Annotated in this window: 21 protein-coding genes and 2 tRNA genes; 19 read left to right on the top strand and 4 right to left on the bottom strand. The window is 41.0% G+C overall.

The features are described 5' to 3' along the window. Nucleotides 1-57 precede the first annotated feature (57 nt). A complete protein-coding gene (gene serA, locus P2G54_RS09170; RefSeq protein ID WP_275870363.1) occupies nt 58-1,950 on the bottom strand; it encodes a phosphoglycerate dehydrogenase in 1,893 nt (630 codons plus the stop codon). 219 nt (nt 1,951-2,169) lie between these two features. On the opposite strand from serA, the gene P2G54_RS09165 reads away from it, so the two are divergent. The 9 genes from P2G54_RS09165 (at nt 2,170) to P2G54_RS09125 (ending at nt 9,762) form a co-directional block, all read left to right on the top strand. Next, complete coding sequence (locus P2G54_RS09165; protein ID WP_275870361.1) at nt 2,170-2,715, top strand: DUF4920 domain-containing protein; 546 nt, start codon at nt 2,170-2,172, stop codon at nt 2,713-2,715. Between the two features lies 1 nt (nt 2,716). Further along, a complete protein-coding gene (locus P2G54_RS09160; RefSeq protein WP_275870359.1) occupies nt 2,717-2,929 on the top strand; it encodes a hypothetical protein in 213 nt (70 codons plus the stop codon). 84 nt (nt 2,930-3,013) lie between these two features. Continuing rightward, complete coding sequence (locus P2G54_RS09155; protein ID WP_275870357.1) at nt 3,014-3,388, top strand: DUF983 domain-containing protein; 375 nt, start codon at nt 3,014-3,016, stop codon at nt 3,386-3,388. A 154-nt stretch (nt 3,389-3,542) separates the two neighbouring features. Continuing rightward, nucleotides 3,543-4,220 (top strand): TetR/AcrR family transcriptional regulator, encoded by a 678-nt coding sequence (locus P2G54_RS09150; RefSeq protein WP_275870355.1) that lies wholly within the window; start codon nt 3,543-3,545, stop codon nt 4,218-4,220. Continuing rightward, nucleotides 4,213-5,913 (top strand): ATP-binding cassette domain-containing protein, encoded by a 1,701-nt coding sequence (locus tag P2G54_RS09145; RefSeq protein ID WP_275870353.1) that lies wholly within the window; start codon nt 4,213-4,215, stop codon nt 5,911-5,913. The genes P2G54_RS09150 and P2G54_RS09145 overlap by 8 nt, the downstream gene beginning before the upstream one ends. A gap of 9 nt (nt 5,914-5,922) precedes the next feature. Continuing rightward, a complete protein-coding gene (locus P2G54_RS09140) occupies nt 5,923-7,278 on the top strand; it encodes an HlyD family efflux transporter periplasmic adaptor subunit (protein ID WP_275870351.1) in 1,356 nt (451 codons plus the stop codon). After that, complete coding sequence (locus tag P2G54_RS09135; RefSeq protein ID WP_275870349.1) at nt 7,275-8,660, top strand: TolC family protein; 1,386 nt, start codon at nt 7,275-7,277, stop codon at nt 8,658-8,660. Before P2G54_RS09140 ends, P2G54_RS09135 begins: the two co-directional genes overlap by 4 nt. A gap of 54 nt (nt 8,661-8,714) precedes the next feature. Continuing rightward, nucleotides 8,715-8,999, top strand: a complete 285-nt coding sequence (locus P2G54_RS09130) for a DUF1330 domain-containing protein (RefSeq protein WP_275870347.1) — start codon at nt 8,715-8,717, stop codon at nt 8,997-8,999. Nucleotides 9,000-9,129: 130 nt separating this feature from the next. Next, the gene (locus P2G54_RS09125) at nt 9,130-9,762 is read left to right on the top strand and encodes a hypothetical protein (RefSeq protein WP_275870345.1); all 633 of its coding nucleotides are present in this window, start codon (nt 9,130-9,132) and stop codon (nt 9,760-9,762) included. A 53-nt stretch (nt 9,763-9,815) separates the two neighbouring features. On the opposite strand, the gene P2G54_RS09120 is transcribed toward P2G54_RS09125, so the two are convergent. Then, on the bottom strand, nt 9,816-11,456 hold the full coding sequence (locus P2G54_RS09120) for an altronate dehydratase family protein (RefSeq protein ID WP_275870343.1): 1,641 nt from the start codon (nt 11,454-11,456) through the stop codon (nt 9,816-9,818). Between the two features lie 59 nt (nt 11,457-11,515). Here P2G54_RS09120 and P2G54_RS09115 point away from each other — a divergent pair, with 59 nt between their 5' ends. The 6 genes from P2G54_RS09115 to arsM all read left to right on the top strand — a co-directional run bounded on the left by P2G54_RS09115 (nt 11,516) and on the right by arsM (nt 16,386). Beyond that, complete coding sequence (locus tag P2G54_RS09115) at nt 11,516-12,508, top strand: sugar kinase (RefSeq protein WP_275870341.1); 993 nt, start codon at nt 11,516-11,518, stop codon at nt 12,506-12,508. Between the two features lie 2 nt (nt 12,509-12,510). Beyond that, complete coding sequence (locus tag P2G54_RS09110; protein WP_275870339.1) at nt 12,511-13,170, top strand: bifunctional 4-hydroxy-2-oxoglutarate aldolase/2-dehydro-3-deoxy-phosphogluconate aldolase; 660 nt, start codon at nt 12,511-12,513, stop codon at nt 13,168-13,170. Nucleotides 13,171-13,443: 273 nt separating this feature from the next. Next, entirely contained in the window at nt 13,444-13,776 is a 333-nt protein-coding gene (locus P2G54_RS09105) for an arsenosugar biosynthesis-associated peroxidase-like protein (protein WP_275870337.1), read from the top strand. Further along, nucleotides 13,776-14,816, top strand: a complete 1,041-nt coding sequence (gene arsS / locus P2G54_RS09100; protein WP_275870335.1) for an arsenosugar biosynthesis radical SAM (seleno)protein ArsS — start codon at nt 13,776-13,778, stop codon at nt 14,814-14,816. Before P2G54_RS09105 ends, arsS begins: the two co-directional genes overlap by 1 nt. Next, complete coding sequence (locus tag P2G54_RS09095; RefSeq protein ID WP_275870333.1) at nt 14,816-15,412, top strand: TIGR04282 family arsenosugar biosynthesis glycosyltransferase; 597 nt, start codon at nt 14,816-14,818, stop codon at nt 15,410-15,412. The genes arsS and P2G54_RS09095 overlap by 1 nt, the downstream gene beginning before the upstream one ends. Before the next feature lie 2 nt (nt 15,413-15,414). After that, nucleotides 15,415-16,386, top strand: a complete 972-nt coding sequence (gene arsM / locus P2G54_RS09090) for an arsenosugar biosynthesis arsenite methyltransferase ArsM (RefSeq protein WP_275870331.1) — start codon at nt 15,415-15,417, stop codon at nt 16,384-16,386. Between the two features lie 82 nt (nt 16,387-16,468). Here the strand turns inward: arsM and gap are convergent, their stop codons facing one another. Beyond that, the gene (gene gap, locus P2G54_RS09085) at nt 16,469-17,473 is read right to left on the bottom strand and encodes a type I glyceraldehyde-3-phosphate dehydrogenase (protein WP_275870329.1); all 1,005 of its coding nucleotides are present in this window, start codon (nt 17,471-17,473) and stop codon (nt 16,469-16,471) included. 188 nt (nt 17,474-17,661) lie between these two features. Between gap and P2G54_RS09080 the strand changes: the two genes are divergently transcribed. The 4 genes from P2G54_RS09080 (at nt 17,662) to P2G54_RS09065 (ending at nt 22,320) form a co-directional block, all read left to right on the top strand. Further along, nucleotides 17,662-17,733: transfer RNA gene (locus P2G54_RS09080), tRNA-Glu, on the top strand. Nucleotides 17,734-17,803: 70 nt separating this feature from the next. Then, nucleotides 17,804-17,875: transfer RNA gene (locus P2G54_RS09075), tRNA-Glu, on the top strand. Nucleotides 17,876-18,055: 180 nt separating this feature from the next. After that, nucleotides 18,056-21,469, top strand: coding sequence for a HEAT repeat domain-containing protein (locus tag P2G54_RS09070; protein WP_275870327.1), 3,414 nt, complete (start codon nt 18,056-18,058; stop codon nt 21,467-21,469). After that, on the top strand, nt 21,466-22,320 hold the full coding sequence (locus P2G54_RS09065; protein WP_275870325.1) for a PIG-L family deacetylase: 855 nt from the start codon (nt 21,466-21,468) through the stop codon (nt 22,318-22,320). The genes P2G54_RS09070 and P2G54_RS09065 overlap by 4 nt, the downstream gene beginning before the upstream one ends. Before the next feature lie 69 nt (nt 22,321-22,389). On the opposite strand, the gene P2G54_RS09060 is transcribed toward P2G54_RS09065, so the two are convergent. After that, complete coding sequence (locus tag P2G54_RS09060; RefSeq protein WP_275870323.1) at nt 22,390-25,389, bottom strand: carboxypeptidase-like regulatory domain-containing protein; 3,000 nt, start codon at nt 25,387-25,389, stop codon at nt 22,390-22,392. Nucleotides 25,390-25,675: the final 286 nt, after the last annotated feature.

Genomic DNA, 25,675 nt, shown 5'->3' with positions numbered 1-25,675 from the left:
AAAGATTTCATTTAAGCCCTAGTAATAAAAAAAGCTCCCGTTTGGGAGCTTTGATTTTTAGTAAAGGATTCTGAAACGAATCGTGCCCGGAATGGACTTGAGGGCTTCGATGGCTTCCTGTGTATAAGCTTTATCAATGTCGGTAATTACATAGCCGATTTTTTCATTGGTTTTGAGATATTGTCCCACAATGTTGATTTCATATCCAGCCAATACCTGGTTGATTTTGGCCAATACTCCCGGTTCATTGTGGTGAATGTGAATCAATCGATGGGCGTCCTTTAGGAAAGGCAACTGGATATTTGGGAAGTTGACCGAATTGAAGGTATTTCCCGTATTCACATATTCCATGATTTTGCCCGGTACAAAACGGGCGATGTTTTCCTGGGCTTCCAGAGTACTGCCTCCGATATGTGGAGTCAGGATGGTATTTGGCAGACCTTTCAATTCAGAGACAAATGGCTCTTTGTTGTTTTTGGGTTCTTCAGGGAAAACATCCACTGCACAACCTGCCAAATGACCAGAAAGTATAGCATCTTTTAATGCAGGAATATCCACTACATGCCCTCTGCTGAGGTTTACCAAGATGGCTCCCTTTTTCATCATGTTGATTTTCTTGCGGTCAATCAAACACTTATTTTCCTTACGTCCATCCACATGCAGGGAAATGATGTCACAGGTTTGGAGCAATTCGTCCAAAGATTCCAGTTTGGTGGCATTACCCAGGGCGAGTTTTTCGATGACATCGTAGTAGAACACATTCATGCCCAAGTTTTCAGCCAATACGGAAAGCTGGGCACCGATATTTCCGTATCCTATAATTCCGAGTTTTTTGCCTCTTACCTCGAAGCTTCCTGTAGCGGATTTATCCCATTTTCCCTGATGCATTCCGACACTTTTATCGAAGAAATTCCTCATCAGGAAGATGATTTCTGCGATTGCCATTTCCACTACGGATCGGGTATTGCTGAATGGGGCATTGAAAACTGCAATTCCTTTTTCCTGACAGGTTTCCAGGTCAATCTGATTGGTACCAATACAGAAAGCACCAATTGCAATCAGGCGATTGGCATTTTCCAATACCTTTTTGGTGACATTGGTCTTGGAACGGATTCCCAGGATGGAAACATTCTTGATTTTTTCGCAAAGTTCCTCTTCGCTCATGGCGGAGCTTACCACCTCTACTTGATATCCTTCTTCCTTGAGTAGCTCAATTCCGATAGGATGTACATTTTCTAGTAGGAGAACTTTGATACGGCTTTTTGGGTAGGAAAATTTCGTGTTCAACTTGTTGATATATAGGATTTCATCAAAACTCGGTGCGATATGATCTGCCTGACTGGTGACCTTTGGACGGTGTACGTTTTCGGTAAACGCATAAAACTTATTGGCATAACCGGAGGCTTTGATTTCATAATCCGTATAGCCATCTCCGATCACATAGATATCCCCTTCCAGATTCACTCTTCGAATGGTTTCTGCCTTTCCGTTGTTCTGGGATAGGGGATTTTCTCTATTGAAATCTACGATATTTCCTGATTCATCGTACACAAAGTCATTGGCAAAGACGTTTTCCTTTTTGATCCCATAATCGGATACAATAGGAATGATGAAGTCTTTGAAGCCATTGGAAATGATGTAAATATCATCTGCGTTTTCCTTCAGGAATTCCTTATTTCTCTCAAATGACTTAGAGACTTTCTTTTTAAGGGCAGTAATCAGGTCTTTGATCTGGGACTTGTTTGCTTTTAGGATTGCCAGACGCTGCTCCAAGCTTTGCCGAAAGTTGATGGAACCTTCCATTCCCTTGTCGGTAATGTCCTTTATGGCTTGGAGTTTGGATGGTGCATCGGGGTCATTTACCAAAGATATTTCTCCTAAAATATCCAGAGCTTCTACTTGGGTAAATGTACTGTCGAAATCGATGATGAATTTTTTGGTTTGAGGCATGAGAGAGTTGATTCGATCAAATTCTCTGTAAAATTAAAGGATTGTTAAAAAAATTGAATGTTTATTGAAAAAATTGTTTCAATTGATTTTCAAAGTTCCAATTTTTGCAATCGATTGAGTGCTTTATTTGAATTTTGTGTGACTTTTTTGACAGAGTTTGAATTAATTTTTTTTTAGGATGTGGGATAACAGTCTATTTTTAGAAAAATTTTATACACTATGAAAAAGACCAGTATTATTTCCTTTGCCATTCTTTTAGGATTGAGTTTTTCCTGTCAAAAATCCGATTCTTCCCATCATGAATCAGATTCCCACCATCATGAAACTGATAAAAAAAGCGAGGCCGTGATTGGCGTAGCCGAAGTCGTTCCGGGAAATTATGGCGCTGAAATTTCCAGTAATGAGGTGGTGACTTTTGAAGAAATGATTGGAACTGTAGAGGAAACAGGAACTTTTTCGGGAAAAATTTCTGGTGAAATCAAAGAAGTCTGTTCAAGTAAGGGCTGTTGGTTGACCATGGACTTGCCGAATGGGGAAAGCATGCGTGTAACCTTCAAGGATTATGGATTTTTTGTTCCAACCAATTCCCAAGGTTTTCCAATTGTTTTGGACGGGGTTGCTGTCCTTTCCGAAACCGATGTTGAAACTCTCCGTCATTTTGCAAAAGATCAAGGGAAATCCGAAGAGGAAATTGCTGCCATTACAGAACCAAAAAAAGAGATTACATTTGAAGCCATAGGCGTAGTGATTCGAGAAAAAGCATAAAATGGCAATAGCGTTGGATAACCTTCGGGTAGGTAGAAAATACCTTCTAGTCAATCAAGGTGAGGTTAGGAAGTTGGAAATCATGAACCGTCTTCAAGGGGATAATTTCAAAGTCAAAGACTTGGATACCTTAGAGTATTATACCATTGCCGAACTTCTCCAATGGGGAAAAGGTAAAGATTTCGAACTGGATGAATTGGAGGAAGTAAGATAAAAGGGCGTAAAGCCCTTTTTTCATGGTGATTTTAGTTACTGCTTCTGAATCCAGGAAGTTTAATTTTGTGAAAAATTTTAAATAATGAGTAAGAAAAGTGGATTAGTGGCCATGTTGGGAGGTAAGTGCCCCCAATGTAGGGAAGGACATATGTTTCCAGTGTCTTTGATCAGTTATAATAAACTGTCCCAAGTCAATAAAAATTGTGAAGTGTGTGGTGCCAATTTCCAGCCAGAGCCAGACTTTTACTATGGGGCCATGTACATCAGTTATGCATTTTCCGTGGCATTGGTGATCACAGCTCTGGTAGCCATTAATGTTTTGATTGAAAAGCCAGAGCTATGGATGTACCTGACGACCGTAGTGGTTTTGAATGTTTTTCTTCTTCCCGTCATGCTGCGTTTGTCTAAAACGCTTTATTTATACTGGTTGGGTAAACTGAAATATAGAGGAAAGTAATTTTAAAAAGAGGGAGTTTTCTTCCTCTTTTTGCTTTTGTAGAAGCTAATTCTTATCTGTTATTTTCAGCATTGTAAATTTTACTAACAAAATTTAAAGTAAATCTAAACCTTTTGTAAACTAGCTCCGTTACCATCCTGAAATCTCAGAAAAAATGGAGGCTATTGTAAGAAAAATCAAGGTAGAGGTCAATTCAAAGCTTTACCACAAAGAGCCCTTTAGCTCAGAATTGGGAGTTTCTATTGTCCAGGAAGGTTTGGCATTGTTGCTGGAATTGGGATTGGAGAATTTTACATTTAAGAAACTTTCCCAAAAGATAGGAAGCACCGAACCAGCGATTTATCGCTATTTTGACAACAAGCATAAATTTTTGCTCTATTTGTCGGCTTGGTATTGGGGCTGGATGGAGCATAATCTGGTTTTTGCCACCGCCAATTTAAAGGCAGCTGAAGACCGACTTGCCGTCGCTTTGAGACTCTTGACAGAGGGGCCTTTATTTACCAAAAATGATTATTTGGATCCTTTGGTTCTTCATGAAGTAATCATCAATGAATCCCTAAAAGGGTATTTGACCAAGCAGGTAGATGAGGAGAATAAAACCGGGATTTTTGCCCAAATTTTGAAGTTCGGCGAGAGAGTTACAACTATTATTGAGGAAATGAATCCGAGTTACCCATTTCCCAAAACCTTGGTTTTCACTGTTCTAGAATCCAGTCTTCTGCAGTCATTCAATGCCCTGCATCTTCCCGGGATGACAGAAACTGGAATCAGTAATGAAACCAAATTTCAATTTTTCCATCAATTAGTAATTAAGGCTATTACAAATGAGTAACGTTACTGGAATAACCCCAATAAAGCGTGTGTTCAGGCTTTTGAGGGAGGAGAAAAATCAGGTTTATGCAATCTACTTTTATGCCATATTAAATGGTCTGATCACACTTTCTTTGCCATTGGGAATACAGGCCATTCTGAATTTCATCTTAGGTGGCAGAGTGTCTACTTCCTGGGTATTATTGGTACTGATAGTGGCAGCTGGTGTGGCCTTTGGAGGATTTTTGCAGGTTTCCCAACTTCAGATTATGGAAAAATTCCAACAGCGGATTTTTACCAAAGCGGGTCTTTCCCTTGCATACAGACTTCCTAAAGTGAAAGCGGAGATCCTTCATGGAAAGTATGGGCCCGAAATTGTCAATCGGTTTTTTGATACCATTAATTTGCAGAAAGGGCTTTCAAAGATCCTGATTGATTTTTCCACAGCTCTTTTGCAGGTGATTTTTGGTTTGCTTTTGCTTTCCGTTTACCATCCCATCTTCATTCTTTTTGGAGTGACTTTGGTGTCAATTTTGGGTTTGATCTTCTTTTTGAGTGGGCCTAGAGGCATGGAAACAGCACTTAAGGAGTCGACTTATAAATATGAAACCGTGTATTGGCTGGAAGAAATCGGCCGTACTTTGAATTCTTTCAAGCTGGTAGGAAGTAGTCGACTTCCGATTCTTCGAATAGATAAACTGTTGCAGCATTACGTGGATTTTCGCTCCAAGCATTTCGCCGTTTTGATATTCCAGTACAAGGTCATGATTGTGTTTAAGATTCTGATCGTAACCGGGTTGTTGGTAGCGGGCAGTCTTCTTTTGATCAACGACCAGATCAGTATTGGACAATTTGTAGCAGCTGAAGTGATCATCGTATTAGTGGTTAATTCTGTTGAAAAGTTGATTTTATCACTGGAAACGGTTTATGACACTCTGGTTTCGGTTGAAAAACTCGGACAGGTTATGGATCTAGAAATGGAAAATTCCGAGGGTCATGAAAAAACAATTCGACCCATTCCACAGGGGTTGAAGTTTGAATTGGAAAATGTGGTGTTTCAGCCTGTAGATGCAGACGAGCCCCTTTTAAAAGGTGTTTCTTTAGTAGTAGAGCCCGGAAAAAAGGTGGTATTAACGGGAAAAAGTGGAAGTGGGAAAAGTACATTACTTTCACTTTTGTCAGGATTATATGAGGATTTTACCGGGAAAATCAAGGTCAATGATCTTTCCATTGATATGATTCACCTGGAGAAATATCGCAGTTTGATCGGAGATTGCTTGGAGATGGGACAGATATTTCACGGATCCATTCGCGACAATATTTTGGTCGGCAGAGACTATAATCAGGAGCAGCTTGATTTTATTTTGGAGCTTACCGAATTGAAAGATTATATCTACAAGCTTCCTCACGATTTAGGAACCATACTCCAGCCAGAAGGAAAGGGCTTGTCTAAAAAACTGATCCAGAGTATTTTATTGGCCAGGGCTTTTGTTGGAAAACCAAAAGCCATGATTATGGAAAATGCCATTTTACATATCGATAAGGAAGTAGCCGATCGGATAATTGATTATTTGATGAAAGGAGACTGGACCTTGGTTTTGATCACTCAAAATGAAAGTGCCATCCAAAAAGCTGATGAAATTATATTGATGGATAGAGGAAGAGTATTGTTTCAAGGTGACTATAAAAGCTACAAGGAATATTTGAAAAACTAGAAATCAGCTATGCTAAATATATCTAACTCTAAGATCAAAGAAACGATTCCTTTTAGTGGGGCCAAAAGTTTGGTAATGACTTTACCTGTCAAGGAGAGTCAGAAAAGGATGAAAATTTTAACTGGCTTGCTCCTGATATTTTTCCTGCTTCTGTTTGTGCCTTGGACTCAAAATATACGGTCCAAAGGCTACGTGACAGCCCTGAATCCTGAGCAAAGACCTCAGACCATTCATTCTGTAATCGCAGGAAGGATAGAAAAATGGTATGTTCAGGAAGGAGCGTACGTTTCCAAGGGTGATACAATCCTGAGGATTTCAGAAATCAAGGATGAGTATTTTGATTCTCTTTTATTACCCAGGACTCAACTACAAGTAGATGCGAAGAATCTTTCAGCCCAATCCTATAAGGAAAAGGTCGATGCACTAAAGGACCAAATCGAGGCCTTGAAGCGGAATAATGTCTTGCGGATCAAGCAAGCAGAAAACCGTTTGAGAATGGCGGAATTGAAGGTTGAGTCCGATAGCATTCGATTCCAACAGGCTCAGGTCAATTTCGATATTGGTAAACAACAGCTTGATCGTTGGGAAAAACTTTATGAAGAAGGTCTTCGCTCCTTGACGGATTTGGAGACCAGAAGATTGAAGTTTCAGGAAGTGCAGGCTAGTCTTGTGGCTGCAGAAAACAATCTCTTGAGCAGTCAGAATTCCTTGATAGCTGCCCAGATTGACCTAGATGCCATTGATAATGATTTCAAGGACAAGTTGGCCAAAGCAGAATCAGATATGTATACTGCCATGTCTGCTCAGTTTGATGCGGAAGCAAGCGCAACTAAACTGGAAAACCAATATTCCAATTATGAGGCACGAACTGGATTCCGATATATTCTTGCTCCTCAAAACGGATATCTCGCCAAGGCCTTGCAAGTAGGTATCGGAGAGACTATAAAAGAAGGGGATCCGATTTTGAATATTGTACCAGCCAATGCCGAATTGGCAGTGGAGATGTATGTGGAACCTGTGGATTTGCCACTTATCAACGTAGGCAACAAAGTCCGCTTCATTTTCGATGGTTGGCCTGCAATTGTGTTTTCAGGTTGGCCTCAAATCTCCAATGGTACTTTTGGTGGGATTGTAGTAGCAGTGGACCAGTTTGCTGGGCCAAACAACCAATATCGGGTATTGGTAATAGAAGATCCTGAAGAAGAAGCTTGGCCGGATTTATTGAGGATAGGTTCAGGAGCAGATGGAATAGCCTTGCTCAATGATGTACCTGTCTGGTATGAGATTTGGCGTCAGCTGAATGGATTCCCTGCTGATTACTATACCCAGGAAGAAAAAGAGAGCATTGCTAAGGAGAAGAAATGAGAAAGGTATTGCTTGGTTTTTATTTGCTCTTTTTGGGTTATAATTCCCATGCCCAGGAATTAGATACTTTAAGATTTGAGGTATTTATGAAATGGGTTGAGAGTTTTCATCCCATGGCTTCTCAAGCGGAAATTTACCTTGGAATGGGGGAAATGGAAGTTCGGAAGGCCAGGGGAGGTTTTGATCCTCTTTTGTATGGAACTATTGACCAGAAAGATTTTAGTGAAAAGACCTATTACGATAAGCGGGAGGCAGGATTAAAGATCCCAACCGTTGCCGGGATTGAACTCAACGGTGCTTTTGAACAAAATTCAGGACAATTCCTGAATCCTGAAAATTCTGTCCCTTCTGGTGGGCTCCTTGCTGCAGGAGCTTCTTTAAACCTGGGTCAAGGGTTGATTTTGGATGAAAGAAGAGCGGCTTTGAGACAGGCACAGCTGTACCAACAATCGACGGAATCGGAGAGAGTCAAACTTTTAAATGAGCTTTATCTAAAGGGATATGAGGCATATTGGAATTGGTCCCTTGCTTTTTCCAATTTGCTGGTTCTTCAGGAAGGGTATAAATTAACTCTAAATCGGTATGAGGGAGTTAGACAGTCTTTCTTTCAGGGTGATTTGGCGGCAATTGATACTGTTGAGGCTTTTTCACAATTGTTGAATCGTCAATACAAATTACAAAGTGCTGAAAACGCCTATTTCAAAGCAACTCAAGAGTTGAATTCCTATTTGTGGAATGAAGGTGGTGAACCTATGGTTTTGGATCAAGAAATCCTCCCTCAGGTTTTGGGGGAAATAGGTGCATCTTCCTTGGATTTCGAGGCGCTGAGGACTTCCGTAGGAAATCATCCTGAATTGATCATTGCGGATTATGAATTGGCGGGATTAGGAATAGAAAAGAAACTGAAAGCACAATCCTTGCTTCCCGTGGTCAAATTGAAATATAATTTTCTTGTTGAAGATCTGGGAGGTTTTGGTTCGGCTCCATTTTTTGAAAACAATTACAAATGGGGAATATCAGCCTACACGCCTTTACTTTGGAGAAAGGCGAGAGGTTCTGTAGCCCTGGCAAATGCTAAAATTGACTTCAAGCAAAATTCAAGAGATCTCAAGGAACTCCAGTTGAGAACTAAATTGGAAAGTGAGTTGAACAGCTGGGAAGTACTTTCTAAGCAAGTGAATGTTTTCAAAAGAAATGTAGATAATCTTGATCGTCTTTTGGATGGAGAGCTAAGGAAGTTTGAAATCGGGGAAAGCAGTTTGTTTTTGGTCAATGCCCGTGAAGTTTCTGTTTTGGATTCGAGAATTACCTTAAATGAACTTCTTGCAAAACAGAAATTAGCTTTTGGTAAAGCTAGATTTGCCGCAGGTCTGGGATTTTGAAGGAGTCCCGGATTCTTTCTTTAATTTTACTTTAAACAGAAAACAAAATTCTAAATGGCAGCAATAGTCTTGGTGGAAGCAGACATCCACAATCCAGAAATTTATGATGCGTACAAAAAATTAACTCCTGCCACTGTAGAGGCATATGGGGGCAAATTTGTAATCCGGGGAAACCCTGTAGAAGTACTCGAGGGGGAGTGGAAGCATGACCGTTTGGTGATGTTGGAATTCCCGGATAAGAAAAGTGCAATTGATTGGTATAATTCCAAGGAATACCAAGAAGCAAAGGCAATTCGGTCCAAAGGGTCCACTGCAAAATTTATTTTAATCGAAATTTGACATTTTTGGCATTTTTATTGGTATGTAATGCATTAATCTGTGTTTTGAGGTTTTTGGAATCAAAATACAGTTCTGAATTATTTTGATTAAGAGTTAACCAATTTATTCTATCGACCTTAAAAATGTTCAAATGAAAAAGCATTACATGTTCCAAAAGGGCTTATTAGCAATAGCCTCAGCAGTCACAATTTTCACCTCTTGTATTTCGGACGGTGAAGAGCCATTGGTAGAAGTAAAACCTCTTGAGGCAGAGCTTCTGGTAACCGATCCTTCTGGAGAGGAAAATTTGAGAAAAAGTGACACCCCTTATACCTATATAGAGGTTTTTAAGAATCAGATAATGCCAAGTGGTGAACCACCATTGTATGATTATCTCCCTGGATCAGGCGTAGGTTTGGGGAAATATTTAGGGAAATCCTACTCGTTCATAAACCAAAAGCCTATTACCCCTTTAATGTCGGAAGGTGCACCTGTAACCATGTTCTTTGAAGATGATCTTGCAGCATTAGGGATTACCGATATTCCAGATAATGTAAGCTCTGTAACCGTTTCCAATGGGGGACATGCCTTGTTTTTTGAAAGTGGATTAAATGAAGGAAAACTCGTTTCGAATGATAGGATTGAATTTGAAGCTGATTTAACCATAGTAGATGGAAGAGGGAAATTTGAAGGAGTTACAGGTACCGGAAAAGTAACAGGTTTTTTTAATCCAAATACAGGAGAGGGGCAATCTAAAGTTATCGCTGAGATTATATTCGAATAATATTAGAGAGAGCTTAAAATGAAAAGGACCACAATATTGTGGTCCTTTTCATTTTATAGTGAAACACCCCGTTTCCAAGGAATAAAGTCAAAGTTTCGGTTTTTGTCTGCTTTGGCCTGAACCTCTCCACTTGCTACCTGTATGACCAGTTCGAGCAATTTTTCTCCGGAGCTTTCAATTGTTTCATCACCGCTTATGATTCCTCCGGTATTGAAGTCAATGATGTCCGGCATTCTTTGAGCCAGTTTGGTGTTGGTGGATACTTTTATTACTGGGCTGATAGGATTTCCGGTAGGGGTGCCCAAACCAGTTGTGAAAAGGATGATATTGGCACCGCTTCCTGCCAAACCAGTTGTGCTTTCTACATCATTTCCAGGTGTACACAGCAAGTTCAAACCCGGAGTTTTCAAATATTCAGTATAATCCAAAACATCCGAGACAGGGGCGGTTCCTCCCTTTTTGGCAGCCCCACAGGATTTTATGGCATCCGTCAGCAAACCGTCTTTGATGTTTCCAGGACTTGGATTCATATCAAATCCGCTTCCTACTTGCTCTGCTGCTTTTGAATAAGCTTCCATGAGATGAATAAATTTGGTGGCAGACTCTTCTGTTTCACATCGGTCAATCAGATTTTGTTCGGCACCGCAAAGTTCGGGAAACTCAGAAAGAATAGCTGAACCTCCTGAGGCAACTACCAAATCGGAGACTCTTCCCAAGGTAGGGTTAGCTGAAATCCCTGAAAATCCATCAGAGCCCCCACATTCCAAACCAATAACCAGCTTGCTCAAAGGGGCTGGTTCACGCTTGATTTTATTTGCCTCAACCAGTCCTTCAAAAGTCTCCCTGATTGCCTTTTGGATCAATTGATCTGTAGTTCCTTCCTGTTGTTGTTCACAGATTATCAGTGGTTTATTATTATTTACTTCAAGTAGATTTAACTTTTCTTTCAAAATATCCACTTGGGCATTTTGGCAACCCAAACTCAAAACTGTGGCCCCGGCAACATTTGGATGGTGAATGTATCCGGCCAAAAGTGCGCAAAGTGATTCTGCATCTTGTCGGGTTCCTCCGCAGCCTCCTTGATGGGTTAGGAATCGGATTCCGTCTAAGTTTTCAAAAATCTTTTTGTCCTTTTTCTGAGAATCCGAAACCGATTCCGTGATTTCTTTTCTTTTGGATTGCTGAAAAGACGCAACCAATTCCAAAATTTGGGCTTCATAGGGATTGGGAGAGGAAAACCCTAAAGCCTTTTCGAAGGCTTCCTGTAGAAGTAAAACGTTAGTATTTTCACAAAAAACCAAAGGTAAAACCAACCAGTAGTTGGCTGTTCCAACTTGGCCATCCTGTCTTTTGTAACCCATAAAAGTTCGGGTTTTCCACTTGCTTACATTGGGTGGAGTCCAATGGTATTTTCTGGTGTTCCGGATATAATCCCTGGTTTTGTGTCGGATATTGGATAAGGTAATCGCTTCTCCCTGAGCAATAAACCGGGTTGCTTCCCCTACGATGGTTCCATACATTAAAATGGAGTCCTCCGGATTGAAATCTTGAAGGGCAAATTTATGCTTGGCTGAAACGGGTTCTCTAAGAGTGATGGTTTTCCCTTGAAGATTGAGGGTTTCTCCTTGCTCCAAATCCGTAAGGGCTACGCCTACATTATCAGCTGGGTCAAGGCATAGAGATTTATTGATCATATTTTGAATTGATTATCTTCGGTTCTCGGCAGTTGAAAGTATAGAAATTTTAGAGATAGATGAAAAAAATTATCACACTAGGGGAAGTGATGCTTCGGCTTTCTCCTCCAGGGCATCAGCGATTTGTACAGAGTCAGGTCTTGGAAGTAGAATTCGGCGGTTCTGAAGCCAATGTAGGAGCAGCTTTGGCTTTTTGGGGGCATCATGCAATCCATATCACTTCTTTTCCTGATCATGAAATAGGATGGGCCGCCAAGTCGGCCTTACGGTCAAATGGAATTGACACTTCTTTTGTCCAGTTTTCGGAAGGAAGGATGGGGATTTATTTTCTGGAGAATGGTGCCATGCAAAGGAGTTCCCAAGTCATCTATGATCGTGCAGATTCTTCTTTTTCCAGATTTGATGGAAAAAATCTTGATTGGGATACAATATTGGAAGGATCGGATTGGATTCACTGGTCCGGAATTACTCCTGCATTGTCCCAGGAATCAGCAGATCTCACTCTGAAGGCTCTTCAAAAGGCCAACGAAAAAGGACTGAAAGTAAGTGGGGACTTGAATTATCGAAGTAATCTTTGGAAATATGGAAAAGCTCCCTATGAAATTATGCCGAAGCTAATGGAATTGACCCATGTGATGATTGCAGGGATCCGGGATTTTAACCAATGCTTAAATCAGAGAATGGAGGATTTTGAGGCGGTGAAAGACTTTGCATTCAGTAGGTTCAAACAGCTTGAATTCATAAGTAAAACAGAAAGGATTTCCCATAGTTCCTCACATAATACAATTTCCGGTGCCCTTTATTCGAAGGATAAATCCTATTATTCCAAATCCTATGAATTGACCCATATTGTGGACCGTGTTGGAACCGGGGATGCATTTGGAGCGGGTTTGATTGATGGTTTATTAGAAAGGCATGACCCTCAAGAAGCCATTGAGTTTGCAGTGGCTGCAGGGGCCATCAAACATTCGGTGCCTGGCGATATTTTAAATTGTTCCAAAACAGAAATTGAAGAATTAATTGCCGGCCTTTCCGGTAAAATCAAGCGTTGAATATGAGAAATACAGAAAGTCCATTTATACAGAGAATGCATCAGGCTGGGATCATGCCTATTTTTTTCAATCCGGACGAAAAAACCTGTTTAAAGTTACTCGAAGTGGCTTATGAGGGAGGAATACGGGTAATTGAATTGGTCAATAGAGGAGTGGAAGCGCCGGATATATTCCCTGTTCTTCGAAAAGCAGCCGATCAAATGCCGGGTCTTTTCCTTGGAGTGGGGACTATTTACAAACCATACGAAGCTGAACAGTTTTTAGACATGGGCGCTGAATTTATTGTAGCGCCGGTAATGAATCCTGCCTTAGGAGAATATTGTAGTAAAATGGATATTCCCTGGGTTCCGGGCTGTGGTACGATCAGTGAAATTTGGCAAGCCCAGGAATTGGGAGCTGAATTAGTGAAGATATACCCTGCTAATGTTTTGACTCCTGAATTCGTACCGGCTGTTCACGCAGTTTTGCCCAAAGTAGAGATCATCCCCACAGGAGGTGTAGAACCCAATGCCGAAAATCTAAAGGAATGGTTTGATGCGGGGGTTTTATGTGTAGGGATGGGTTCCCAACTTTTTAGAAAAGATTTGGTAGCAAAAGGGGAGTTTGGAAAAATCAAAGAAACCATCCAACAGGTGGTCAGTTTGGTAAATCAAATGAAATAGCATTTTGTCCTTGACAATGTTTGGGGCTTTCGCGAGAAGGCCCTTTTTTGTTGGGAAGCTATTTGCAAAATCTTATTCTGAGGAATGGAATTGGACTCTGATCCTGTTTTTCAGCCTCTTTATTTAATATCTTCCGACTGTTTTTCGATGTGCAGACCGATTATGTAAAAAGTTCAAAAAAATCACCTTTATCTTGAACCATTCTGAACTTGAACATTTAATACTGCATTATCTAAATCTGAACAATTCATCTAAAACATAAATCAACCACCCATGAAAACCTACTACAACGCTGAGGATTTAAAGAAATTTGGTAAAATCGGAGATCTCCAAAAACCATTGGCTGATAAGTTTTTTGATTACTATGGAGAGGTCTTCAAGGAGGGAGCGTTGACGGCTAGGGAAAAATCCCTCATTGCTTTGGCTGTGGCCCACGCACTTCAATGTCCCTATTGTATAGATGCATATACCACGGAAAGCTTGGAAAAAGGCTGTGACGAGGAGCAAATGATGGAAGCAGTCCATGTCGCATCTGCAATACGAGGAGGAGCTTCTTTGGTGCATGCCACACAGATGATGAATAAGATTAAGGAAATTTCAATGTAATGAAGTCCCTTAAAGCACAACATAATCCAATTGCAGAATCTTCCTATGAACTGGAAATTCTCAATGGTATAGAATTAACCTCTTTTCGGGAGAAAATGGACCAGATAGGTTTATTTCCTCTGAAGCCCGTGGATTTGAAAATATTTCAGATCAATATGGGTAAAATGTGTAATCAGGTTTGCAAGCATTGCCATGTAGATGCCGGACCTGACAGGAAGGAAATCATGACCCGGGAAACCTTGGAGTATTGTCTGGATATTATTCGGCAGAATTCCTTCCATACTGTGGATTTGACAGGTGGAGCGCCTGAAATGAATCCCAATTTTCGATGGTTTGTAGAGTCAGTTCGCAAAATTGACCCCAATTGTACCATAATAGTCAGATGCAACCTGACGATCATATTGGCAAATCCCAAATTCCATGATCTTCCTGATTTTTTCAAAAACAATAAGGTAGAGGTTGTTTCTTCCCTTCCATATTTCACGGCCATGAAGACCGATTCCCAAAGGGGAGAAGGGGTGTTTGAAAAGTCTATAAAGGCTTTGAAAATGCTCAATGAGGTCGGATATGGGGATGCTTCATCGGGTTTGATCCTCAATTTGGTTTATAACCCTTCAGGAGCATTTCTACCCGCTTCTCAAGGTGAACTTGAAGTAGAGTTTAAGAAGAAATTGCGGGACAGATGTGGGATTGTTTTCAATTCCTTATTTACAATTACCAATCTTCCTATAAGTCGTTTTCTCGAGTATTTGATAAGAAGTGAGAATTTTGATGCCTATATGGAGAAACTAGTGGACAGTTTTAATCCATCGGCAGCGATGGGAGTGATGTGTCGTGACACGATTTCTGTAGGTTGGGATGGCTATTTGTATGATTGTGATTTCAATCAGATGCTTGACTTGAAAGTGGATAGTGTAAATAGTGTCCATGTCAAAGACTGGAATGGAAAGGCTTTGGCCCAAAGGAATATTGTTTTGGGAAATCATTGCTATGGTTGCACTGCTGGTGCTGGTTCGAGTTGCGGAGGAGCTACCGCTTGATGGACCAAGCTGCTATCATTATTTTCAGGAAAAACCGGATTCCAGGCCAAGTAAAGACCAGGTTAGCCTCTGTATTGGGTGAGGATAAAGCTTTAGAGATTTATGAAAAACTTGTAGAGCGGACCCTTAAGGCCTGCCATGGAGTAATTGCTGAAAAATTCCTCTATTATTCTGACTTTATTCCGGAAGAAAGCAGGCAATTAAACGGATTTCATTTTAGGGTTCAATCCTCTGGAGATTTAGGGGCTAAAATGGATCAGGCGCTTTCAGATATTATCGGAGAGGGATTTTCCAGAGTTCTTTTAATTGGGACGGATTGTGCGGAAATGTCCTCAGAAGTATTGAATCAAGGCTTGGATTTGCTTCAGGAAAACGAAGTGGTTTTGGGACCTGCAGAGGATGGGGGATATTATTTGGTCGGTTCAAGAAAACCAGTTCCTGGGATATTTGAAAATATGACTTGGAGTACAGATTCGGTTTACCAAGAAACCATTGAACGCTTGAAAAGCTTGAAAATTAAATATGGGGTTTTACCCGTTCTAATGGACGTGGATGTACCTGAAGATTGGGAAAAAGTGAAAGAAAAATTTAACTGAATATGAGTAATTACCTGGATACTACAATTGATGTATATGCAAAGGCTGCCCAAACCCCTGATGTAGGTTTGTGCTGTACTACATCGCCCATTTGGCAACTTCCTGAGCTGAGTATACCCAAGATTATGCAGCAGATGAACTATGGCTGTGGAAGTACAGTTCATCCCCGCGACTTGGTGAATAACCCTAAGATCCTTTATGTGGGAGTAGGGGGCGGAATGGAAGTCCTGCAGTTTGCTTATTTCTCCAGACAGAATGCCAGCGTGATCGGAGTGGATGTAGTAGATGAGATGCTGGCGGCTTGTGATGAAAATCTAAAACTTGCTGAAAAAGAGAACCAATGGTTTAAGCGTGATTTTGTAAGTCTGAAAAAGGGGAATGCACTCAATTTACCCGTGGATGACAATAGCGTAGATGTAGCTGCACAGAATTGCCTGTTCAATATTTTCACCAAAGAAGATCTAAAAAAGGCCCTTGCTGAGATGTACAGGGTGTTGAAACCTCATGGTAGGTTGGTTCTCAGTGATCCGATTACTGAAAACTTCATGCCCGAATCCCTGAAAAATGACCCCAAACTCAGAGCTTTATGTTTGAGTGGTTCACTTCCTTTGAAAGAGTACATTCAATTGATCACAGATGCAGGGTTTGGTACGGTTGAGATTCGGGCTAAAAGACCGTATAGGATTTTGGCTCCCGGTCAATATGATACGACTGAAAAGATTATCCTGGAATCTGTGGAAGTGTGCGCAATCAAAGATCCAATGCCAGAAGACGGCCCATGTGTTTTCACTGGAAAGGTGGCCATTTATTATGGGAATGAAGAGTATTTTGACGATCATAAGGGACATGTGTTGATGCAAAACCAACCTCTTGCTATATGTGATAAAACTGCAGGGGCTTTGGCTTCCCTAAATAATCCTGATATATACATTTCAGACTCCACCTATTTCTATGATGGTGGCGGATGCTGTTGATCAGTTTTATTCATGAAAAAAAGAAACCGGAGAGTCATAAGGCTTTCCGGTTTCTTTTTTTGGACATGGAAATAGGGGGGCATTATCCAATTTTTAAAACCAAATCAACTAAGCGGTTGGAATATCCGGCTTCATTATCATACCAACCTACAACTTTTACCAAATTCCCTTTACTGGAGGTCAAAGCAGCATCAATAATGCAGGAATGCGGATTGCCGATAATGTCCATGGATACGATAGGATCATTTTCTACTTGTAAAAATCCCCTAAGCTTTCCCTTTGAATACGATTCAAAAGCTTCGTTGATTTCTTCTGCACTAGCGGATTTTTTAAGTTCTACAATCAAATCTGTCAAGGATCCATCTGGCACAGGAACTCTCATGGCTGAGGCCTCTATTTTTCCACTGAGTTCCGGTAAAATCCTGTCCAAAGCTTTTCCTGCATTTGTTGTCGTGGGGATAATGGAATAAGCAGCAGCACGGGCCCTTCTCAGGTCTCTATGGGGAGCATCATGAAGATTCTGATCATTGGTATAGGAATGGACAGTGGAAGCATAGCCTTTTTCTATGCCAAAACATTCCTCCAGAACTTGGACCATTGGTGCCAAGCAATTGGTGGTGCAGGATGCATTGGAAACGATTCGCTCGTCTCCTTTTAGTATGGAATCATTAACTCCGAGAACAACCATTTTAATGCTTTGATCCTGGGACGGTGCTGAAATAATCACTTTTTTGGCCCCGACTTTTATGTGTTTTTCCGCATTTAACCTGTCAGTAAATCTTCCGGTACACTCTAGGACTACATCAATTTGAAGAGAATCCCAAGGTAGTTCCTCAGGGTTGGGTGAATTGAGGAGCTTGATTTTAGAATCACCGATTAGCAAAAGATCATTTTCAACAACTACCTTTTGCTCTAATTTGCCATGTATGGAGTCATATTTCAATAAATGAGCAATAGCAACATTATCAGCTAGGTCATTAATGGCTACCAATTCCAATTCCCGATGCTCAAGGATCAACTTTGCCGTATATCGTCCAATTCTGCCAAATCCGTTGATGGCGACCCGAATGGTTTTTTTGTCAGACATGGTGTGTTTTTTTCGTTTCCTAAAATTAGAAAAAAGGAAATCAAAGCTCTGAAGAAAATATTTATTGCTTTGGATCAGCTTTTTAACTCTCTTTCCAAATAAATTTTGGAGGCCATTTTGCTATTGTAAACTCAAGCCTCTATATTTGCACAACCTTTTGAAAAAGCACGTTTTTCAAAGACTTTAATGGTCCGTTCGTCTAGGGGTTAGGACGCATCCCTTTCACGGATGAAACACGGGTTCGATTCCCGTACGGACTACAAAATGTTTGAATTTTGGCTCTATGCCTAGATTTTGACATGATCCTATTTATTGTTTTAAACCCCAAATGGTCCGTTCGTCTAGGGGTTAGGACGCATCCCTTTCACGGATGAAACACGGGTTCGATTCCCGTACGGACTACAGAGATTAAGCCTTACTGCTTAATTTTAATTTATTTTTGTTTTATGGTTGTTAGTGGTTAAAGTGAACAAAATCCCGGTCTTTGATCGGGATTTTTGTTTTAGGGACCATTCATACAATTATGGCATTACATCTTTTAACTTTTTAGCTAATTTGCTATTTAAATCAAACCTTTTACAAATGCCTCAAACCCAATTTAAACCACTAAAATTCATACTTTCTGTACTAGGTGCAGGAATGTTGTTTTATTCCTGTAAAAAGGAACCTGTTGATCTCCGGATCAAAACTCTGACCAAGGAAGAAATTCAGACTCAAGTGGGTCAAATCCAATCCCAAGTTTCTCCCACTCTCAAAGAAGGACTTAAGCTTTCTGTTTGGGCTGTAGATTCTTTGGTATACGACCCAATTTCTATCCAAATCACCGATCAAGGGGATTTATATTATTCCCGGACCAACCGTCAAAAAAACTCTGAATTTGATATCAGGGGGCATCAGGATTGGGAAATCCGATCCATAGCCTTACAATCCATAGAAGACAAGCGGAAGTTTTTGCATGAGGAACTTTCTCCTGAGCGTAGTGAACTCAACACATGGCTTGAAGACCTGAATGGTGATGGGTCTCACGACTGGAGAGATATGACGGTTGAGAAAGAACATATCTACAGATTAAGAGATACAGATGGGGATGGGTTTGCTGATGAGTCCCAGTTAGCGGTTGAGGATTTCAATGATGAAGTTACCGATGTCGCAGGTGCCGTGATGAAAACTGATGATGGTTTGTTTGTAGGTGTAGGGCCGGATGTTTGGAGGTTGATGGATAAAAATGGGGATGGAATCATGGATGAAAAGACTTCCATTTCCCATGGGTATGGAATCCACATTGGTTTTGGTGCCCACGGGATGTCAGGCCTTGAAATGGGTCCTGATGGAAGAATTTATTGGGGTATAGGAGATATTGGATTTAATGGAACAGGACCAGATGGTACCGAATGGAAATATCCCAACAGGGGTGTCATTGCGCGTTCCAATCCTGATGGTTCGGATTTTGAGATTTTTGCCATGGGGGTTAGAAATACCCATGAATTTGTTTTTGATGCCTACAATAACTTAATCTCCGTGGACAATGACGGAGACCATGCCGGGGAAAAAGAGCGTTTGGTGTACCTTACCAATGGTTCAGATACTGGTTGGAGAATCAACTGGCAGTTTGGCAAATATCGTGACCCGGATAACAATACCTATAAGGTTTGGATGGATGAAAAACTGTATTTACCAAGATGGGATAAACAAGCTGCATTCATCACTCCTCCAATAGCTAATTATGTTTCCGGCCCTACCGGTATGGTTTATAATCCCGGTGCAGGACTGGGAGAAAAATGGAAGAATCACTTCTTTGTCGTTGAATTTGTGGGTAGCCCAGCCCGATCTGGGGTTCATGCTTTTACCCTGAAACCAAATGGAGCCACTTTTGAATTGGAAAAAACGGAACAAATTGTTTCAGGTATTCTTCCTACCGGAATGGACTTTGGTCCTGATGGAGCCCTTTATATGGCAGATTGGATCAGTGGTTGGGGAACAAAGGATTATGGAAGAATCTGGAAAATGGAGGATGAAACAGCCGCTGGATGGAAACTTCAAAAGGAAACTGAGGCCGAACTAAAAGCAGATTACAAAAAGCTCGCTGAAAATGAATTAAAATCAAAATTGTATCATGAAGACCTTAGAGTAAGACGTAAGGCACAATTTGAACTTGCAAAAAGAGGAGAAAAGGGGGCTGAAGTTTTCAAAGCAGTTATCACAGACAGAACTAACCAACTTGCCAGAATACATGCAATCGTTGGTCTTAGTCAATTGGCTAGGATGGATGACATGGTTTATGCTGAAAGTATTACCGGGCTTCTTTCTGACGAAGATCCGGAAATCAAGGCCCAAGCAGCCAAGTGGTTGGGGGATATCCGGTATAAAAATGCGGGGGAGGCACTTATAAAAGGATTACAAGATTCAAATCCAAGAGTTCAATTCTTTAGTGCAGAGGCTTTGGGCCGTACTGAGAATTCGGATGCCGTACAGCCCTTGATTCAACTTCTTGAACAGAACAACGATGAAGATGCATACCTAAGACATGCTGCAAGTTTGGCTCTTGCTAGAATTGGAAATGTCGAGGCAATTGCCGCTCTTTCTTCCCATCCTTCCAAAGCTGTAAGAATGGGGGCTGTTTTGGCACTTCGTAGATTGTCCTCTCCTGAATTGGCGAAGTTTCTTCAGGACTCTGACGAGTTGATTGTAACAGAAGCTGCCAGAGCTATCCATGATGATTTTTCTGTGCCGGCTGCATTACCTGCTTTGGCAGACCTGATCAATAGTACAGGTTTTACAAATGAACCTTTGATGAGAAGAGTGATCAGTGCCAATCAGCGCCTGGGAGAGGAGAAAAATTTATATGATATGCTTTCCTATATTTCTAAAGCTGGAACTCCTGAGCCTCTTAAACTTGAGGCTATCGCAAGTATAGGCACCTGGGCTAGACCCTCAGTGGTGGATAGAGTAGATGGAAGATACAGAGGAGAAGTGGTAAGAGATTCCCCTTTGATTCAGGAAAAAAGTAAATCCCCATTGGTTTCCCAGATGAATCTTGGAAATGTAGCAGTCCGTGTTGAAGCGGCAAAGGCTATTGGTAAACTTGGGATTAAAGATGCAGCTTCAGACTTGTTGGCAAAAGTAAAAAGCGATCCATCGGAACAGGTCAAGGTACAGGCTTTACGCTCTTTGTATAGCCTGAATACTCCAGAATTAGGAGAAGGTATCTCGGCTGCCATGAATGACAATAATCAAGCGGTTCGAGTTGCCGGATTGTCTCTGTTGGCAGAAACTTCTTTACCTCTGGATCAAAAAGTTACTCTTCTTACCGAGATCATTCAAAAAAGAACCAATGCTGAGAAGCAAACAGCTCTTTTGACACTTGGAGGACTAGAAGGAAGTAAAGAATTGGAAGTTTGGAAGAGTATTCTTTCCGATTTTGAAAATGGAAAACTTCCAGAAGCGACTTGGGTTGAACTGGAAGAAGCCATCGCTTCTACAGGTTCAGAAGCACTTCAATCCCAGTTTAACACACTTTTGGAGAATAAAACCAATGGAAGCGAGTGGAAGAAATTTGCTGGTGCTTTGGCCGAAGGAAGTGTTAGGGAAGGAAGGTCAATTTTCTTCCAAAACCAAACTGCTCAGTGTATCAGATGTCATGCTTATGATGATATGGGCGGAAATGCCGGTCCGAGATTGAATGGAGTAGGGAATAGGCTAAGTAGAGAGGAATTGTTAATTGCCTTGGTGGATCCAAGCGCAAGGTTAGCACCGGGCTTTGGGTTTATTACTCTGGAGTTGGGGAATGGAGAAACCATCACAGGGACTTTAATTGAGGAAAATTCAAATGGAATCACCATCAGCGTGGGAGGTCAAGCGGAAAAAGTCTATCCGACTGCAGATATCGTTAGTTCTAAAAAAGCGCCTTCCAGTATGCCTCCAATGGGAGACCAATTGACCAAAAGAGAGTTGAGAGATCTGGTTAGTTTTCTAAGTAGTTTAACTGGAGAAGAGTGATCACAAGACTTTTAAAAATTGCAGGAGTGGCCTTAGTGCTGCTCCTGTTTTTTTCATACCTATTGATCTTAGTTGGTAGAAATCAACTGCATGATTCAGAAATCGAAACCCGTGAACATTTGATTTCAAGGGAAAATAAGAAAAGGATTCTGGCATTTTTTCCACATCCAGATGATGAAGTCACTGTTTCGGGGACTTTGATGAAGCTAGTGGATGAGGGGCATGAAGTTCATCTTCTTTGTCTTACCAAAGGTGAAGCAGGGAACTCAGGGGAGGGCTATTCCAAAGAAGAATTGGCTAAAATTAGGGCTGAAGAGATGAAGCAGGCTGCAGGAATAATCAGAGTTGAGCAACTTCATTTGCTCGATTATCCAGACAGCGGATTGGCCGAAATTGGTTTGGATAGCATAAAAAGGATTGCTTTTTCGCAGATACATCAGATTCAACCGGATGTTCTTATTTCTTATGATTCAAAGGTAGGGCTTTACGGTCATCCAGATCATCGGCTTTCTGGGTTGGCATTGGAAGAGGTTTTTATGGAGAATAAAGGAAAAGCAGGCTTTTCGCCTCAGTCCTTATTTCAGGTCACACTTTCTCCCAAACAAATTCAAGTTGCTTTAAAATTATCTTCAGGTTTTCAGAGGAATTACCCGAAAGAGGCAGAAAAGGGTTTGCCCAAACCTGATTTTTCAATAATTACTCAGCCTTATTTCAATCGGGTACTGCAAGTCATGAAAGCACATGAATCTCAACAAAAAGTCTTGCAGGACTTAATGCCTTATCATGACCGCATTCCCTCTGTGATTTACTCCCGGATATTTGACCGGGAATATTTCCATGAGGTCAAATAAAACTTGGTCAACCATAAAAATGAAAAAGCCACCTTTGAGGGTGGCTTTTTGGTTGGTGGTTGATTGTGATTAATTCAGGAATTCATCAAAAGAAAGGCTGACGAAGTACATGGTTCCAACAGTTGGGTTACCCCAGGCCTGACGATAACCGTTGGAGAAGAGATTGGAAGCACCTACTTTGAGGATAGATTTCATGCTCTTCAACTTGTAGCTTAACTGGGCATCGAAGGTGCCAAATGCTGGCATCACAGAAAGTTGCTGAGAAGATACAGCAGGGCCTACAAATGAGGACTGCCATACAAACTCATCCTGCCATCTGTATGCTACTGCAAAACCAAGGTTTTTGTAAACCTCTCTATTGGCAAAATTCAAAACATACCTGTATTCTGGAGTATTAAAGCTTGGCTGGAATCCAGTTTCTGCAAGTTCATCCAGATTGGAAAGGGTATTGTAAGACACATTACCTCCGATTGAATAACCTTTTGGAAGTTTGTAGTCCATACCCAAAGCCCATCCCCAAGACTTGATGATTTCAGTTCTGTTCACTGGGATAGAGAAAATTGTTCTTCCTCCTGGACCTACTCCAATTAGATTAAGACCAGTAATTGCATTGGGGCCTTGAGATCCAGTAGTTGGATTTCCATCTTGGATCAAAACCTGTCCGCCGATAAAGTTTTCAAATCTGTTGAAATAGGCATAGGAATCAATCAACAATCGGTTTCCAAACAAGCCTTTATAACCAACTTCAAATGATTTTACTCTTTCAGGCTTGAATTCGGAAAGTTCAAATGGCTTTAATGTTTCCAAATTGTTGGTAGAGGCTACAACAGGTACAAGTTGAGTAGCAAGTGCCGCAACAGCTGCTTGGATTGCTGCCGGATCATTAGGGATTTGACCAGCCTGAACTTGTCCTATTACAATTTGAGTAGCTTGGTTAATTGCAGCCTGAATAATAGCAGGGTTACTTACATCAGCTAGAACTCCAGCTCCAAAGTCAGAAACTGTAGATAAGGAATAAACTGGGTTGGTATTAAATCCATATCGGCTTCTGAAAATAGGAAGACCACCTAACAATCTAGCCTGAGGAGTCAATAAATCAATGTATTGATCCTGGGTAGTTGGGATACGGAAACCAGTCTGGTAAGAAGCTCTGAAGTTATGGTTACCTACTGAATATACTCCGGAAACTCTTGGGGACCACTGTCCAGTAAAGTTCTCATTCTTATCATATCGAACTGAAGCTGTCAGTTTGAAATGGTCATTGAAGAGCATTTTGGAGCCTTGAACATAACCTCCGTATTCTTTGATGTTAAATTCATTGCCGTTTTCGTCTGTTGCGAAGAGCGTTTTTTCTGAGTTGAGTTGATACACTCTGTAATTACCTCCAACTACGAATTCAGCAAACTTGATAGCATCAGATAGGTTGTAAGAACCTTCTACTTGATACAGGTTGGATTTGTCGACAAATTTTGCTCCTACACCAGATGCATTTCCTGGGATTGGTCTGGAGGTTACATCAGCAAGTGCTTGGTTAAACTGTGCAGTTCCAGGCATGAATCTTCCCTGATCAGCAAAAGCTCTAGCAGCAGCGTGTGCTTGATCAGAAGTCATTCCACCTTGAACAGCTTGTGCATATGCCCCTACGTATTGAGGGAACCAAAGTGAGCTTGGCTTCCAAGCTTCATTGATTCCTTGTGCGGCAATACCCACGGCAAAAGCATCACCTGAACGCTCCTGGGTGGTATATGCTCTAAGGAACCAATTTGCACCTCGCAATTCAGCCTTGTATTGGCCCAATTTAAAATTGGCAATAGAATAACGGTCTGCTCCGGTATACACAGTAGTACCAAAGCCATAATTTCCTTGAAGAATTGCTTCTACACGGTCATTCAATCTCCAGTGCAAAGCAGCATTGAGTTTTAAGGATTTGGTTCCATAATCTGCCAAGTCTCGCTCAAAGTAACCCGTTCTAGAAACTGAAGTTTGTGGAATCAAGCCCAAAGCTGCAGCAGGTAGAGCACCGGCTGAAACCATTGACTGCGCCACGGAGAACATGTTTACATTGGTTTCGTCACCATAGACGTTTACACCATTGTATCCTGGGTTATTTTCACGGGTTCCTGTAGCAATTGAAGAACCATTCAATAAAGACTGATCTCTGAAATCATTTGCCTGCCAGTCGTCTGCTCTTAAATATTGAACATTGACCTTGAAAGCAAGCTTGTCATTGAATGCTTTGGCATATCTGGCACTGAAATCATAGAAACCTGTTGATGGAGTGGATCTGCTCTCCTCATTCATGATTCCTGTCTTTACTGAAGCAGAAAGCCCTTGATACTGGAAAGGGTTTTTGGAGTTCATCAGCAAGATCCCGTTGATGGCATTTGGACCGTACAGGGCAGAGGATGCACCTGGTAGAAGTTCTACACTTTCAAGATCCAGTTCAGAAATCCCTACTATGTTTCCTACAGAGAAGTTCAACCCTGGAGCTTGATTGTCCATACCGTCAATCATTTGAACGGTTCTTACGTTTCCGTTGGCATTAAATCCTCGAGTGTTAAAGGATTTAAATGTCAAGGATTGTGTGCTCATTTCTACACCTTTTAGGTTATTGAGCGCATCATAAAAGCTCGCTTGTGGGGCTTCACGGATGGCGATGATATCCATTTTTTCAACGGAAACTGGAGATTTCATCACACTTTCTTCTACACGCGATGCGGAAATTACCACTTCTGAGCCCAACATAGTGGATTCGGAAAGTGAAACATCAAGAGAAGTCATGCCTCCGGTCACCTCAATTTCCTGGGTGGTATATCCCACCATTGAAAATACCAGGGTAAAAGGAGGGGCTTGATTCACATTTAGGGTATATCTACCATCCAAATCAGTAATCGTTCCGATTACTTTTCCTTTGACAATAATATTTACCCCGATTAATGTCTCTTGGGTATCTGCATCTGTAACAGTTCCCGAGATTGTGGTTTGGGCAAATCCTTGGCCCACGACCATTTGAGCTAGGAGGATTAGTGCAGCGACAATCCCCCACATTTTTCTTGTAAATTTACTCATAAGCTATTTTGGAGTTATTAGATTTACTTATACAAAAGTTGGGTGAAAATGTATAGGTGATCCGAAATTTATGGCAAAAACTGAATAATCAATGATTTTGCAAAAAAATTGGAAACTATTTTTGATGTAATAAATAAGGTGGATTTTTAAACTTTCAACTACTTTATGAAAAACTGAAAACAAATCGATTTGTTTCTTGCTGAATCTCAATCGCTAACCTTCTTTTATTGAGTATCTAAAAAATTATAAAGGATTTTGACATTTGTTAAAAAAAATAGACCTGATA

Source organism: Algoriphagus sp. CAU 1675 (assembly GCF_029222925.1).
Lineage (GTDB): Bacteria > Bacteroidota > Bacteroidia > Cytophagales > Cyclobacteriaceae > Algoriphagus.
Note: the sequence above shows the minus strand (reverse complement) of the source record. Positions and strands in the feature narration are given on the sequence as shown.